We start from the raw sequence: 13,271 nt of genomic DNA on the forward strand, positions 1-13,271 counted from the left end.
CTCGTGACCGACATCCCGCGCCGGGCCGTGTCCCGCACCGCCAAGCTCGCCGCACTGCCGCTCGGCTTCGCCGGGCGGACCGTCCTCGGCATGGGAAAGCGTGTCACCGGGCTCGCCTCCGACGTGATCTCCGCCGAGATCCAGCAACGCACCGCCGAGCAGCTCTTCAGCGTCCTGGGCCAGCTCAAGGGCGGGGCGATGAAGTTCGGCCAGGCGTTGTCGGTCTTCGAGGCGGCCCTGCCCGAGGAAGTCGCCGCCCCGTACCGGCAGGCCCTGACCAAGCTTCAGGAGGCCGCGCCGCCGCTGCCCGCCGCCAGCGTGCACAAGGTCCTCGCCGAGCAGTTGGGTCCGGCCTGGCGGGAGCGCTTCGTCACCTTCGACGACTCCCCCGCCGCCGCGGCCAGCATCGGGCAGGTGCACCGGGCCGTGTGGCGGATGCCGGACGGCACCGGCCGCGACGCCGCCGTCAAGATCCAGTATCCGGGCGCCGGTGACGCCCTGCTCGCCGACCTCAAGCAGCTCTCCCGGCTGAGCACCATGTTCCGGGCCATCCAGCCCGGGCTGGACGTCAAACCGCTCCTCGCCGAGCTACGCGAACGCATCACCGAGGAGTTGGACTACGAGTTGGAGGCGGAGTCGCAGCGTGCCTTCGCCGCCGCCTACGAGGACGATCCCGAGATCTACGTCCCGACGGTCTTCTCCGCCTCACCCCGGGTGCTGGTCACCGAGTGGGTGGAGGGCACACCGCTGTCGGACATCATCCGGGAGGGCAGCGAGGAGCAACGTGACCGGGCCGGCCTGCTGATGGCCACGCTGCACCTGTCCGCACCGGCGCGGGCCGGGCTGCTGCACGCCGACCCGCACCCGGGCAACTTCCGGCTGCTGGCGGACGGCCGGCTCGGGGTGATCGACTTCGGCGCGGTGGCCCGGATGCCGGAGGGTACGCCGGAACCGATCGGCCGCATCGCCGCCCTGGCCCTGCGCGGCGACGCCGACGGCGTGGAGGCGGGCCTGCGCTCGGAGGGCTTCCTCAGCACCGACGACCCGATCGACGCCCACGCGCTGCTGGAGTTCCTGCGGCCGATGCTGGAACCGATCGCCGCCGAGGAGTTCCGGTTCTCCCGGGCCTGGCTGCGTGCCGAGGCGACCCGGCTGGCCAACCCGCGCTCACCTGCGTACCAATTCAGCCGACACCTCAACCTGCCGCCGTCGTACCTGCTCATCCACCGGGTGACGCTCGGCTCCATCGGGGTGCTGTGCCAGTTGGAGGCCAAGGCACCCTACCGGGGCATCCTGGAACGTTGGCTGCCCGGTTTCGCTCCGGTCGGCTGAGCACCGCCCCACCACACGACGACGGCGGGCGGGGACCTCAGGTCCCCGCCCGCCGTTTGCGGTGTCGGTCCTACAGAACGCCCAACTCGCGAGCCGACCGGGCACGGCCGGTCATGGCGACGGTACGGGCGGATCGGGTTGCCTCAGTGCTCGTGGTGGTGCGACCGGCCTGAGGCCGCAACATTCGCACCTTCGACAACGCTTCGTGGAGTAGGTACATGTCGGTGGTTCCGTTCGGCAGGTACAACATCGTGGTCAGCTCTCTCTCGGCCGGCACGCTGCCGGCGGGGTTGGTCCGGTTCGGGAACATGTCAGGCAGCCAGCCGGACCGCGTTGCGCGACGGGGCGAGCCCGTCGGCAGCCAGTCGCGCCTCGGCCTCGACCCGCAGGGCGGCGTCACGGGCGATGTCCTCCTTGCGCGGGCGACCACGGGGCCGCTTGCGCGGGACGACCGCGCCACGCTCGAAGATCTCGCCGCCCCAGACGCCCCAGGGCTCGGCCCGCTCGACCGCACCGGCCAGGCACTCGACGCGCAGCGGGCAGTCCCCGCAGAGCGACTTGGCCAGTTCCAGCTCGGTGGGCGAGTCGGAGAACCACAGGTCGGGGTCGAGCTTCCGGCAGGGCAGGTTCGCCTCCAGCTCGACGCTCAGGTCGAGCGGGGCCAACGCCAGACTCATCGCCCGGTCACCTCTCTCTCACACTTCGATCTCGTGGATCGCTGTTCCGACGTACTTCGGCGGTGCAAAAAACTGAGGCCGCGGATCCCGGTATGCGGGTTCCGCGGCCTCGAGGTGAGCCGGTGGTCTGTTGGTCAGACCGGTCTACCTCGAGGTGGAACACCGCGGACGTCCATCCGCTTGGTGGCGCCATCGACGCCCTTGCCCGTGAAGCCACTGGTCCCCTGGATCCCGTTCGGCTTCGGTGCGAGGATCAGCTCGGCCTGAACCTCGACCCGGTGCGCCTGCGGAGCCCACGGTCGGGTGGCGACGACGGTCGCCCGAACTTCCGTCGCCGGAACGACGGAGATCAGGGCAGCCGACAGCGGAGCGACGGCAACGGGCAGCGCCGTCGGACGCTGGTTGACGTAGCTCTCCATCGGTGCCACCTCCCTACCTTCACTCGAGATCGACTCGGAACAGATACCCCGTGAGCAGCCCGAACAGGGCCCCCTCGCGAGGTGTGTCCTGAGGCTATGACGGTCGGTGGGGCGAGGGCAAACGAATTAACGGTCAGATTCAGAAAGTTTTCTGAGGGCAGATCTCATCGACCGCCGCACCCCCGACCAGCGCCAGTACGGCCTCCCCGTACAGGCCGAGTTTGCGCGGGCCGATGCCGGCGATCGCGACCAGTTCCTCGGGCCGGGTCGGGCGCCGCTCGGCGAGCGCGACGAGCGTCGCGTCGGTGAAGACCACGTAGGCGGGCACCCGCTGGGCCCCGGCCACCCGGGAGCGCCACTCGCTCAGCCGCTCGTGCAGCTCGTCGTCGATGTCGGACGGGCAGGTGGCGCAGCGGCCCAGCTTCCGGTCCGGTCCGGCGAAAAGGGTGGTGCCGCAGATCCGGCAGGAGACGATCCGGGTGGCCGCCCGCCGCTGCGCACCGCGCGCCGGGCCGCCCGAGGTCGCCCGTTCCGTCCCGCCCGGGGCCAGTTGGGGCAGGAACCGGCACGGCCGCCGGGCCCGCCCGCCCGGGGAGCGTGCCGAGGCGTACGACAGCCAGAGCCACTGGCGAGCCCGGGTGATGCCGACGTACAGCAGCCGGCGCTCCTCCTCGACCTGCTCCGTGGTGCGCGCGTAGGTGGTGGGCAGGGTGCCCTCGGCCAGCCCGACCAGGAAGACGGCGTCCCACTCCAGGCCCTTCGCGGAGTGCAGCGAGGCCAGGGTTACCCCCTCCACCGTGGGTACGTGCTGCTGGGCCGCCCGCCGGGCCAGTTCGTCGGCGAAGTCGGCGAGGGTGACCGGGCGCTCGACCGTGGCGGCCACCCCGAGCGGCATCAGGTCGGGGGTGGCCGCGTACTCCTCGGCGAGCTGGACCAGCGCGGCCAGCGCCTCCCACCGCTCGCGGGCGGCCCCACCGGGCGGGGGCGCGTCGGGTGCCCACCCGACGGCGGCGAGCGCCTCGACCACCGCCACCGGCAGCGGCGTCTCGCCGGGGATCGACCGGGTGGCCGCGCGCAGCGCCACCATCGCCTGCCGCACCTCGGTCCGCTCGAAGAACCGCTCGGCCCCCTGGACCAGGTACGGCACGCCCGCCTCGGCCAGCGCCTTCTCGTACGCCTCGGACTGCGCGTTAGTGCGGAACAGCACGGCGATCTCGCGCGCCGGGGTGCCGGCGTCGACAAGCGCACGGCAGCGGGCGGCGACCGCGGCGGCCTCGGCCGGCTCGTCGGTGAAGATGCGCCGCTCCGGCTCCGGGCCGGGCGGACGCTGGCCCACCAGCTCCAGACGCAGCCGCGCCTCGGTGCCCCGGGCCTGCGAGATGACCGCGTTGGCGAGCCCGACCACCTGCGGGGTGGACCGGTAGTCACGGACCAGCCGGACCACCGTGGCGCCCCGGTGGCGACGCGGGAAGTCGACCAGGTACGACGACGTCGCCCCGGTGAACGAGTAGATCGTCTGGCTGGCGTCGCCGACCACGGTCACGTCGTCCCGGCCGCCGAGCCAGGCGTCCAGCAGCCGCTGCTGCAACGGGTTGACGTCCTGGTACTCGTCGACGACGAGGTGCCGGTACTGGTTGCGTACCTGCTCGGCGACGTCCGGGTGCTCCTCGATCCCCCAGACCGCGGCGCGGAGCACGTCCTCGAAGTCGATCACACCACCGCTGCGCTTGAGCTTCTCGTACGCGGCGAACACCTCGGCGACCTTGGCCGGCTCGTGCGGCGTCTCGCGCAGCGCCTTCGCCGCCGCCACCACGTACTCCCCCGGCTCGACCAGCGACGACTTGGCCCACTCGATCTCACCGGCGAGGTCCCTCGCTGCGGTCCGGTCGGTCCGCAGGCCGGCCCGGGCCGCGGCGAGGGTGACCAGGCGCACCTTGCTGTCCAGCAGTTCGGGCATGGCCCGACCACCCAGCAGCCGGGGCGCGAAGTAGCGCACCTGACGCAGTGCGGCGGCGTGGAAGGTCCGGGCCTGTACGCCGGCCACCCCGAGCGCGGCGAGCCGGTGGCGCAGCTCGGCGGCGGCGCGGGCGGTGAAGGTGACGGCGAGCACGTGCCGGGCGGAGATCTCCCCGGTCAACGCCCGGTGCGCGATCCGCGAGGTGACCGCCCGGGTCTTGCCGGTGCCCGCCCCGGCGAGTACGCAGACCGGACCGGCCGAGGCGGTCACGGCCGAGCGTTGTTCCGGGTCGAGCCCGGTCAGCACGCGTTCGGACGCGGAGTTAACCACCACAGCGGGGAATTGTCGCAGCTCGCTCGGACGTTGCAGCGGTTAGCCTGTGCTGATCTGCGCGAGCAGGCGCGCATGACGTTGGAGGATCTCACCATGCTGACCATGTACTCCACTCCCTGGTGCGGCTACTGCCACCGGCTGAAGTCGCAGCTCGACCGGGAGGGGATCGCCTACCAGGTGGTCGACATCGAGCAGGATCCGGCGGCGGCGGAGTTCGTGATGGGGGTCAACGGTGGCAACCAGACCGTGCCCACCCTGCGTTTCGCCGACGACAGCGCGCTGACGAACCCGTCGATCAACCAGGTCAAGCAGCACCTGGCGAGCATCACCGTCTGACCACGGACGTACCCGCGGCGGCCGGTCCCGATCGGGACCGGCCGCCGCGTCGTGGTCAGCGACCGCCCCGGCCGCTCAGCGTCCCGACCGGCGCCGGGTTCCGGTCCTCGGCGGCCGGGCGCGGTGCCGGCACCCGGGTACGCGCCGCCGGTCCGGCCGGCGGGCTCAGCCGACGCCCGGTCCAGAGGTAGCCACCGGCCAGCAGGGTGGCCAGGCCGATCGACACGAAGACGGCCCGGTAGTCGAGCACCCCGACGATCAGCGCGCCCACGCCGACGGAGATCGCCTGCGGGCACCGGATCACCGCCTCCGAGGCCGCCGCGACCCGGCCGATCAGCTCGGGCGGGGTCCGCCGCTGGATCAGCGTGTGCAGGCCGACCAGGGTCAGCGGCAGGGACACCCCGGCCAGCAGCATCGCGGTGAAGCCGAGCCACAGGTTCGGGTACGCCAGCGCCAGTGCCGCCGGGCCGAAGAACGCCACTCCGGCGGCGAGGGTGCCCAGCTCACCGAGTCGCCGTAGGACGGCCGCCGAGCACAACCCGCCGACCAGTCCGCCGATGCCCTGCACGGTGACCAGTACGCCGACGAACGCGGCGTCCCGTCCGAGCCCCGAGTCCACGTACGCGAAGATCAGCGACTCGGTGAAGCCCATCACCAGCGAGCCGAGGCCGTAGCCGAGCACCGCCCGCCGCAACGCCGGCTCGCCGGCGAGGTGCCGCAGTCCGGCGACCAGTTCGGCGGAGAGCCGCCGTACCCGGGTGGTGCCGTCGGCCGGGCGGTCCGCGAGCCGATCGGTCGGCCGGGCAGGCGACTCGGCCACCCGGAGCGTGCCGACCACGGCGGCGGCGACCAGGAATCCGGCCATCCCGACCGCGGCCAGTACCCAGCCGCCACGCACCGCGTACAGGCCGGCGCCGGCCAGCGGGCCGACCAGCCGCAGACCCTGCCGCACGGTCTGCAACGCGCCGTTGGCCTCACCGAGCAGGTCGGACGGGACCATCTCCTGGATCAGCCGACTGAGCACCGCGCCGACGGTGAGGTTCGACAGGCCGTAGAGCGCGGCCACCGCATAGATGATCCACATGTCGTCCGCGTCCCGCACCGCGAACAGCGGGGTGAGCAGCAACGCCATGGCGACGTTGGTGACCACGAAGAAGGGCTTCCGGGGATACCGGTCGACGAACCAGCCGACCAGCGGCGCGAGGGTCCTCGGCGCGAGGATGACGAAGATGGTGGCACCGGCGAGGCCGTCCGATCCGGTGAGGTCCTTCACCCAGATGGCGAGTGCCAGCAGCAGGATCGACTCTGCGGTCATGCTGGCCAGCAGTCCGCCGAACAGCAGGCGGAAGTCCGGGCGACTCAGGACGGTTCGCATTGATCCCTCCGGGGGTGGCGCGACTCGGGCGCGGTCGGGAACCCGTCCGGGGCGGGGACGCAGATGACGGCGGTCTCGTTCCGGTGTGTCGGGTGTCCGTATTTCTCATGACACGCCCCCGCCGGTACCTCCGGCGCCGGTCGCGACGTCCATACTGGCCGTGGGGGGCGAATTTCATACAGTTACCGTCGCGTCTGCGGCGGTCGACGGAAAAGAGGACACCGTGCCTCCTGCCGCACCCAGTCCGATCCTGCGTCGGCAGCGGCTCGGCCGCGAACTACGCCAGTTGCGCGAGGCCGCCGGGCTCACCGGCGACCAGGTCATCGAGCGTGTCGGCTGGGCCTCCGCGTCGAAGCTGTCCCGACTGGAGAACGGCCGCAGCCGGCCCGACCCGCAGGACGTCCGGGACCTGCTCGACCTGTACGACGCCGACGAGGCACGGCGGGCGGAGCTGCTCGGCATCACCGACGAGGCCGGCGACATGCGCGGCTGGCTCAAGAACTATCCGGCGATGACGCAGCAGCAACGCGGCTTCGCCGAGTTGGAGGCGGGCTGCGTCGAGATCTCCGAGTACAACCCGGTGCTGGTGCCGGGGTTGCTGCAGACCCCGGGGTACGCCCGGGTCCGGCTCTCCTCGGCGTACCAGGTCGGCCGGGAGGCCGGCGATCCGGAGGCCGAGGAGGAGACCGAGACGCAGGTCAAGGCCCGGCAGGCCCGGCAGCGGCTGCTCACCCGGGAACACGACGCGCCCCAGTACACGGCGGTGTTGGAGGAGGCGGCGCTCGGGCACCGGGCCGGGCCGCCCGAGGTGCTCCGGGAGCAGTTGGAGCAGCTCTGCGAGCTGGCCATGCTGCCCAACGTCACGCTGCACGTCCTGCCCAGGGACACGCCGATCGGGCAGTGGTACCTCCCACCGACCGCGTTCTCGGTCTATCGGTTCGCCGATCCACTCGATCCGGAGACGCTCGCCATCGAAGGTGGCTTCACCGACGTCATGTCGACCGACGTAATCACCCTAAATCACTATAAAGTGGTGTTCGAGTGGCTACGTACGGCGGCACTTGACGCAACGGATACCCACTCCTGGCTGGTCAAGTCGTCGGAACGGCTGACCGGTCCGGGGGCATCGTCCATTGTGGCCAACGGATCGGCAACGGCGCCGGCCCAACGCCGTGGTTCCTCCGGGAGCCTGACGGAGCGGTGACCGAGGAGGGGACCGCGCTCGGCACGTGCGTCCCCACTCGATCCATCGGTTCACGTCAGGAGCTCAACCATGAACGACATTCGCACCACGCCGTCCGTCCTCGCCCAGCTCGCGCACGCCCCCTGGCGTACCAGCACGCGCAGCCAGACCTCCAACTGCGTGGAGGTCGCACCGCTGGGCACCGGCCCCGCCGCGGTGGCGCTGCGCGACAGCAAGGACCGGGGTGGCCCGGTCCTGCTGTTCAACCGGGCCGGATGGCTGGGCTTCATCTCCGGTGCCAAGAACGGGCAGTTCGACCTGAACTAGTTCGGGCACGTCTCGCGGGGCCGTCGGCACACCACCGGCGGCCCCGTCGTCGTCCACCCCGACCCTCCACTGCCATCCGTCCCGACCACCCCGGTGAGCAGGCATCGGATGATCGGACGGGGCTGAAATCAATCGCCGCGTTTCACTTGCTGAGATGCGGACCGGGCGTACGATGGCCGGGTAGTGACGTGGAACTTCCACGGTTCCACCCGTCGCGGCACATCGGAGACCCACATGCGGTTCCTGATCGTTCGCACCGACATCCGCGCCGTCGTCGACACCGACATCACGGCCGCCTGGGCCGGCGGTCACCGGCTGCGGGACGAGACCACCCGGCCCGAGCCGCGTCGCCAGGTCGTGCACGCCGAGGACCGCGACGCCGCCCTGCACCTCGCCCGCGCCATCGCCACCGTCGGCGCCGTGCGCTCCGGTAAGCAACGGGTCAAGGTGTTGCCGTTGGACGACCCGGGGCACCGGCGGGCCCGCCCGGGTCCGCCCGACACCTGACCTCCCCACGTCCGTCGTGGTCGACCGGCTCCCCCGCCGTGTTCCTCACCCAGCCGACCACGACGGCCCGTGTCCCCGGCCCGTGGCCGCCGCGGCAACGACGGCCACGGGTCGGGGCCGCACTCCCCGCACCCCGGCGCGCACCAGGCGCACCCGCCGCCGTGCTCGGCGTGGAGGTAAGGAAGGGTCCCCTGCTATACACCAGGCGTTAGCAGGGGACCCTTCCTTACATCTCAGCAGTGGCCGTCGAACCAGCGATGGATCAGGAACAGCGCGATCGACGACGGTGGGGGCAGCAGCAGTCGGTCGCCTCCGGCGTCCACCTCCCGGCCGGCGAGCGCGGCACCGATCTCCTGCCGGGTGAACCAGCGGGCCTGCGCGATCTCGGCCGGATCGGGCCGGACCGGGTGCTCCGGGTCGGCGGTGGCTAGGAAGCCGAGCATCAGCGAGCCCGGGAACGGCCACGCCTGGCTGCCCGCGTACGTGATCTCGCGGACCGGCACGCCGACCTCCTCGCGTACCTCCCGCAGCACGGTGGCCTCGGCCGACTCGCCCGGCTCGACGTACCCGGCCAGACAGGAGAACCGGCGCTGCCCCTTCGGGCTGGGCCAGGCGGCGTTGTTGCCCAGCAGGCAGCGCCCGTCGAGACCGTCGACACCGTCGTGCACCAGCACGATCATGGCCGGGTCGGTACGCGGCCACACCCGCTCACCGGAGCCGTCCACCCGGGACCACCCCGCCTCGTCGGTGCGGGTCGGTGCGCCGGTGACCGGGTGATAGAGGTGCCGCAGATGCCAGTTGGTCAGCGCCAGCGCCGTGGTGAACAGCCCGGCGTCCCGGTCGTTGAGCAGATGCCCGACACCCCGCAGGTGAGCCGACCGGGTGTCCGGGCGCACGGTCAGCGCGGTGTGCACGCAGAAGACCGGCACCCCGTCCGGTTCCACGCCGAGGAACACCGCGTCGGCGGCCAGCGTCGAGGGCAGGTCGTCCGCCGCCACCAGGACCAGTTCCGGCACCGGGGTGTCGGTCCGCACCAGCGCCCGGCCGCCGGCCTCCACGTCGAGCACCAGCACCCGCGCGCCGGACCAGGCCGCCGCCAACCACTGCGGATCGGTACGCCGATGCGCCGCCCGGTCCAGCGTCGAGCGGGCCAGCGGCGGGGCCGCCTCCCCCTGTAGTACCCAGTCGACCGGCTGTCCCCAGCCGTCCGACGGCAACGCCGTGCCGGTGGGCCCGCTCACGGTGTCGCCGGTGTGGTCTGGACCGGGGTCAGCGTGGACAGCGAGGGCTCGATGCGTGCGGCGTCACCGAGCACGACCGTGACCGCGCGGGACGGGGCGAGGTAGCGGGCCGCCGCCTCGAAGACGTCGTCGACGCTCGCCTTCGCCAGCCGGGCCGCGTGCTCGGAGAGGAAGTCCAGCCGCAGCCCGCTCCCGGCGTACGCGCTGACGAACGACGCCAGGCCCGCCTGGGTGGCGATGCCGAGCTGGAGCGTGCCGAGGGCGTACTGGCGGGCCTGGTCCAACTCCTCCTGGCCGGGTGGCACGGTGGCCAGCCGGCCCAGCTCGTACGTGGTCTCCAGCAGCGCCGGTGCGGTCACCTCGGTGGCCACCTCGGCGGCGGCCAGCAGCACCGAACCGCCGACCGAGTGCTCGACCATCGAGTGCGGACCGTACGTGTAGCCCTTGTCCTCACGGATGTTCTCCACCCAGCGCGAGGAGAAGTAGCCGCCGAAGATCAGGTTGGCCAGTTGCAGCGCGGCGTGGTCCGGATGGGTACGTGGCACCGCCGGCAACGCCATCCGCATCGACGACTGCACCGAACCGGGCCGGTCGACCAGCAGCAGCGGGCCGGGTTCCAGCGGCGGGACCGGCGGCACCTCGGCCGCGTGCTCGCCGCCCTGCCAACCGGCGAGCGCCTTCTCGGCGGCGTCCAACGCCCGCTCCGGCCGTACGTCGCCGACCAGCACCAGCACCGCGCCAGCGGGTCGGACCCGCTGGGTGTGCAGCGTGCGCAGGGCGGCCGGACGGACCGCGCGGACCTGCTCGGGCTCCGGGGTCTGGACCGCGTACGGGTGCCGGCCGAAGATCCGCCGCAGCAGCGCGGTCCGGGCCAGGTGGGCGGGTTGGCTGCGGGCCACCTGGATCCCGTCCACCAGCCGGTCCCGCTCGACGCCGACCCACTCGGCCGGGTAGTTGGCGCCGGTGACCACGTCGGCGAGGATCTCCAGCATCCGGTCCAGCCCGGTGGCCAGAGCGGTGCCGGAGAGCATCAGCCGGTCCGGGTCCAGCCCGGCGGAGAGCCCGCCGCCGATCCGCTGGAGTTCGGCGGCGATCTGCACGCTGCTCATCGTCTCGGTGCCGGAGAGCAGGGTCTGCGCCAGCAGGTGCCCCCGGGCCAGGTGGGCACGGACGAACGGCATCCAGAGACGCAGTTCCACCAGCGGCACCGCCGGACGGCGTACCACGATCACGGTGAGCCCGTTGTCGAGCGTGCGTTCGGCCTGCCGGGGCAGCTTGAGTCGGCGGGTCGGGCCGAGCGGTGGCAGCGTTCGCGTGGGGGTGCTCGTGCTCATGAACGGCCACCTTTCGCGATCACCTCGACGGACGCGCGGCGCTCCGGCCGCAGGGTGGCCGCGGCGGCGCGGACCTGCTCGTCGGTGACCTCACCGACCAGCCGGGGCAGCTCGCCGAGCAGGCCGGGTTCACCGCGCTGCTGCTCCAGCACCGCCATCCGCAGCGCGCGGGACAACACCGCGTCCGTGTCGCGCAGCAGGTGGGTGGCCATCCGGGCCTGGGTACGGGCCAGCTCGCCCTCGGTGAGGCCGTCCGTGGCGACCCGGTCCAGCTCCTCGTCGACGGTGCGCAGCACCTTGTCGACGTCGCCGCCGGGCGGCAGGTGGGACTGGATCAGCAGGGCGGTCGGGTCGCGGACGTCGAACGGGTCGCCCATGAAGCCCAGGTAGCCGCCGATGCTGGTGACTGTGCGGTCGCGGTGCACCAGCCGCTCGACCAGTCGGGAGGCGTCGCCGTCGGTGAGCACCTCGGCCAGCACCACGAACGGCAGGTAGTCGGCGAAGTTCCCGATCGGGTCGGGCACCCGCCAGCCGGAGGCCACCGCCGGCAGCGGGGCCAGCTTGTCCTCGTACGCGGTGCGCCGCTCGGCGGTCGGCTCCGGCTCGGCGAAGTCCGGCCGGTCCGGCGCCGGACGGGCCGGTACGTCGCCGAAGTGTCGTTCGATCAGCTCGACGGCCTCGGCGGTGTCGATGTCGCCGCTGACCGCGAGCACGGCGTTGCCGCTGGCGTAGTAGCGCCGAAAGAAGTCGGCCGCGTCGGCGACGGTGGCGGACTCCAGGTCGTCGAAGGAGCCGTACCCGTCGTGCGCGTTCGGGAAGGTGTCGAACATGACCGGCGGCAGGGTCAACCAGGGGAACCCGCCGTACGGCCGGTTGAGCACGTTGACCCGGATCTCCTCCTTGACCACGTCCACCTGGTTACGCAGGTTCTCCTCGGTCAGCCGAGGGCCGCGCATCCGGTCGGCCTCCAGGAACAGCGCCCGTTCCAGGGCGTTGCTCGGCAAGGTCTCGTAGTAGTCGGTGTAGTCCAGGTGGGTGGAGCCGTTGAAGGTGCCACCGGCACCCTGGACGTGCCGGAAATGGGCGAGCTTCTCCAGGTTCTCCGAGCCCTGGAACATCAGGTGCTCGAAGAGGTGCGCGAAACCGGTCCGTCCCTCGGGCTCGGACCGTATGCCCACGTCGTAGACCACCGCCACGCCGATCACCGGTGCACTGCGGTCGGGGGTCAGGACCACCCGCAGGCCGTTGTCGAGGGTGAACCGCTCGACGGGGTGGTTCGCGGCTGGGATTCTCGCTCTGCGCGTCGGCACGGATCCGACCCTAACGCCTCCGCCGAGCCGGGGAGGCGGGTAAGGGCGGCAGGTGTTAGCCGGGGACCCCTGCTATACCGGAGGCGTTAGGAAGGAACCCTTCCTTTCATCGCCGGCTCAACCGGCGGTGCTGCCCGGCCGCGCGGTGGCGGCCGGCCCGTGCAGGTCCACCAGACCGGATGGGGCCGCCCCACCCGGCGTGGCGGGCCAGGGAGCGAACGCCACGGCCGTGGCCAGCAGCAGTCCGGCGGCCGCCACCGCGACCACCAGGAGTAGTTCCCGCACCGCCGCCGAACCCACCATGGTCGTTCCTCCCCGAGCTGAGCCGATCCCCCCGGCTCATCCCCCCGCGCCCAGCGTTCCCCAGCCGGGAGGTGGTGACAGTCGTCCACCCGACGGTAGGACGGCTGATTACCGACTCAGGGTTCCACCAAACCGGCCGTCCGAAATGCGGACGGCCGGGCCGCCTCCGGTCCCAGTGGGTGGCGGAGGCGGCCCGGCCGTCGCGGGCGAACCCGGCAGATCAGAGCGGGCGGATGTTCTCCGCCTGCGGGCCCTTCTGGCCCTGGACGACCTCGAACTCCACGCGCTGGTTCTCGTCCAGGCTGCGGTAGCCGGAGCTCTGGATGGCCGAGAAGTGGGCGAAGACGTCGGCGCCGCCGCCGTCCGGGGTGATGAAGCCGAAGCCCTTGTCAGCGTTGAACCACTTGACGGTGCCAATAGCCATGCTTGTTTCGTCTCCTTGACGGAACGTCGAACCCGCACCTGTTACGGGGTCGAAAGAGTGGAGAGTTCCGGGCGGTTCCCGGAACTTCTGTCGCTGCTGGTCGCCCCGCCCGGAGAGGTCCGGACATAACAAAGAGCGCCTGGGGCCACAATCCGCCAGGCGCAAACAGAGCTGGAACCAAAACTGCAACGCGGGCACAGTACCACGGATTCG

The 13,271-nt window shown here is 72.0% G+C and carries 14 protein-coding genes; 5 read left to right on the top strand and 9 right to left on the bottom strand.

Annotated elements, in window-relative coordinates:
• Window positions 1-3 precede the first annotated feature (3 nt).
• On the top strand, window positions 4-1,332 hold the full coding sequence (locus ACZ31C_RS07310) for an ABC1 kinase family protein (protein WP_465794578.1): 1,329 nt from the start codon (window positions 4-6) through the stop codon (window positions 1,330-1,332).
• A 311-nt stretch (window positions 1,333-1,643) separates the two neighbouring features.
• Here ACZ31C_RS07310 and ACZ31C_RS07315 read toward each other — a convergent pair whose 3' ends face one another.
• The 3 genes from ACZ31C_RS07315 to ACZ31C_RS07325 form a co-directional block, all read right to left on the bottom strand.
• The gene (locus tag ACZ31C_RS07315; protein ID WP_465794579.1) at window positions 1,644-2,009 is read right to left on the bottom strand and encodes a WhiB family transcriptional regulator; all 366 of its coding nucleotides are present in this window, start codon (window positions 2,007-2,009) and stop codon (window positions 1,644-1,646) included.
• Window positions 2,010-2,143: 134 nt separating this feature from the next.
• Entirely contained in the window at window positions 2,144-2,428 is a 285-nt protein-coding gene (locus ACZ31C_RS07320) for a hypothetical protein (protein WP_396744338.1), read from the bottom strand.
• A gap of 139 nt (window positions 2,429-2,567) precedes the next feature.
• Complete coding sequence (locus ACZ31C_RS07325; protein WP_465794580.1) at window positions 2,568-4,718, bottom strand: ATP-dependent DNA helicase UvrD2; 2,151 nt, start codon at window positions 4,716-4,718, stop codon at window positions 2,568-2,570.
• Between the two features lie 93 nt (window positions 4,719-4,811).
• On the opposite strand from ACZ31C_RS07325, the gene ACZ31C_RS07330 reads away from it, so the two are divergent.
• Entirely contained in the window at window positions 4,812-5,054 is a 243-nt protein-coding gene (locus ACZ31C_RS07330; protein WP_176096007.1) for a mycoredoxin, read from the top strand.
• A gap of 55 nt (window positions 5,055-5,109) precedes the next feature.
• On the opposite strand, the gene ACZ31C_RS07335 is transcribed toward ACZ31C_RS07330, so the two are convergent.
• Window positions 5,110-6,429, bottom strand: a complete 1,320-nt coding sequence (locus tag ACZ31C_RS07335; RefSeq protein WP_465794581.1) for an MFS transporter — start codon at window positions 6,427-6,429, stop codon at window positions 5,110-5,112.
• Between the two features lie 223 nt (window positions 6,430-6,652).
• Here ACZ31C_RS07335 and ACZ31C_RS07340 point away from each other — a divergent pair, with 223 nt between their 5' ends.
• From ACZ31C_RS07340 to ACZ31C_RS07350, 3 genes are all read left to right on the top strand, one after another.
• Window positions 6,653-7,633: a helix-turn-helix domain-containing protein gene (locus ACZ31C_RS07340; protein WP_465794582.1), complete on the top strand. Its 981-nt coding sequence runs from the start codon at window positions 6,653-6,655 to the stop codon at window positions 7,631-7,633.
• Window positions 7,634-7,702: 69 nt separating this feature from the next.
• Window positions 7,703-7,939 (top strand): DUF397 domain-containing protein, encoded by a 237-nt coding sequence (locus ACZ31C_RS07345; protein ID WP_465794583.1) that lies wholly within the window; start codon window positions 7,703-7,705, stop codon window positions 7,937-7,939.
• 234 nt (window positions 7,940-8,173) lie between these two features.
• Window positions 8,174-8,446, top strand: a complete 273-nt coding sequence (locus ACZ31C_RS07350) for a hypothetical protein (RefSeq protein ID WP_465794584.1) — start codon at window positions 8,174-8,176, stop codon at window positions 8,444-8,446.
• A 233-nt stretch (window positions 8,447-8,679) separates the two neighbouring features.
• Here ACZ31C_RS07350 and nudC read toward each other — a convergent pair whose 3' ends face one another.
• The 5 genes from nudC to ACZ31C_RS07375 all read right to left on the bottom strand — a co-directional run bounded on the left by nudC (window position 8,680) and on the right by ACZ31C_RS07375 (window position 13,058).
• Complete coding sequence (gene nudC / locus ACZ31C_RS07355) at window positions 8,680-9,663, bottom strand: NAD(+) diphosphatase (RefSeq protein ID WP_465795005.1); 984 nt, start codon at window positions 9,661-9,663, stop codon at window positions 8,680-8,682.
• Between the two features lie 20 nt (window positions 9,664-9,683).
• Window positions 9,684-11,021 carry a M16 family metallopeptidase gene (locus ACZ31C_RS07360; protein ID WP_465794585.1) on the bottom strand — a complete coding sequence of 446 codons (1,338 nt, stop codon included), beginning with the start codon at window positions 11,019-11,021 and terminating at the stop codon, window positions 9,684-9,686.
• Window positions 11,018-12,331 (bottom strand): M16 family metallopeptidase, encoded by a 1,314-nt coding sequence (locus ACZ31C_RS07365; protein WP_465794586.1) that lies wholly within the window; start codon window positions 12,329-12,331, stop codon window positions 11,018-11,020. Before ACZ31C_RS07365 ends, ACZ31C_RS07360 begins: the two co-directional genes overlap by 4 nt.
• A 117-nt stretch (window positions 12,332-12,448) precedes the next feature.
• Window positions 12,449-12,634 carry a hypothetical protein gene (locus ACZ31C_RS07370; protein ID WP_396744317.1) on the bottom strand — a complete coding sequence of 62 codons (186 nt, stop codon included), beginning with the start codon at window positions 12,632-12,634 and terminating at the stop codon, window positions 12,449-12,451.
• A gap of 220 nt (window positions 12,635-12,854) precedes the next feature.
• Window positions 12,855-13,058, bottom strand: coding sequence for a cold-shock protein (locus ACZ31C_RS07375; RefSeq protein ID WP_013735772.1), 204 nt, complete (start codon window positions 13,056-13,058; stop codon window positions 12,855-12,857).
• Between the last annotated feature and the right edge of the window lie 213 nt (window positions 13,059-13,271).

The organism is Micromonospora sp. NPDC023869, assembly GCF_055559695.1.

Bases quoted from the DNA above. Each gene is read 5' to 3' on its own strand.
- ACZ31C_RS07315 (WP_465794579.1), bottom strand. From the start codon at position 2,009: ATGAGTCTGGCGTTGGCCCCGCTCGACCTGAGCGTCGAGCTGGAGGCG.
- ACZ31C_RS07320 (WP_396744338.1), bottom strand. From the start codon at position 2,428: ATGGAGAGCTACGTCAACCAGCGTCCGACGGCGCTGCCCGTTGCCGTC.
- ACZ31C_RS07330 (WP_176096007.1), top strand. From the start codon at position 4,812: ATGCTGACCATGTACTCCACTCCCTGGTGCGGCTACTGCCACCGGCTG.
- ACZ31C_RS07335 (WP_465794581.1), bottom strand. From the start codon at position 6,429: ATGCGAACCGTCCTGAGTCGCCCGGACTTCCGCCTGCTGTTCGGCGGA.
- ACZ31C_RS07345 (WP_465794583.1), top strand. From the start codon at position 7,703: ATGAACGACATTCGCACCACGCCGTCCGTCCTCGCCCAGCTCGCGCAC.
- ACZ31C_RS07350 (WP_465794584.1), top strand. From the start codon at position 8,174: ATGCGGTTCCTGATCGTTCGCACCGACATCCGCGCCGTCGTCGACACC.
- ACZ31C_RS07360 (WP_465794585.1), bottom strand. From the start codon at position 11,021: ATGAGCACGAGCACCCCCACGCGAACGCTGCCACCGCTCGGCCCGACC.
- ACZ31C_RS07370 (WP_396744317.1), bottom strand. From the start codon at position 12,634: ATGGTGGGTTCGGCGGCGGTGCGGGAACTACTCCTGGTGGTCGCGGTG.
- ACZ31C_RS07375 (WP_013735772.1), bottom strand. From the start codon at position 13,058: ATGGCTATTGGCACCGTCAAGTGGTTCAACGCTGACAAGGGCTTCGGC.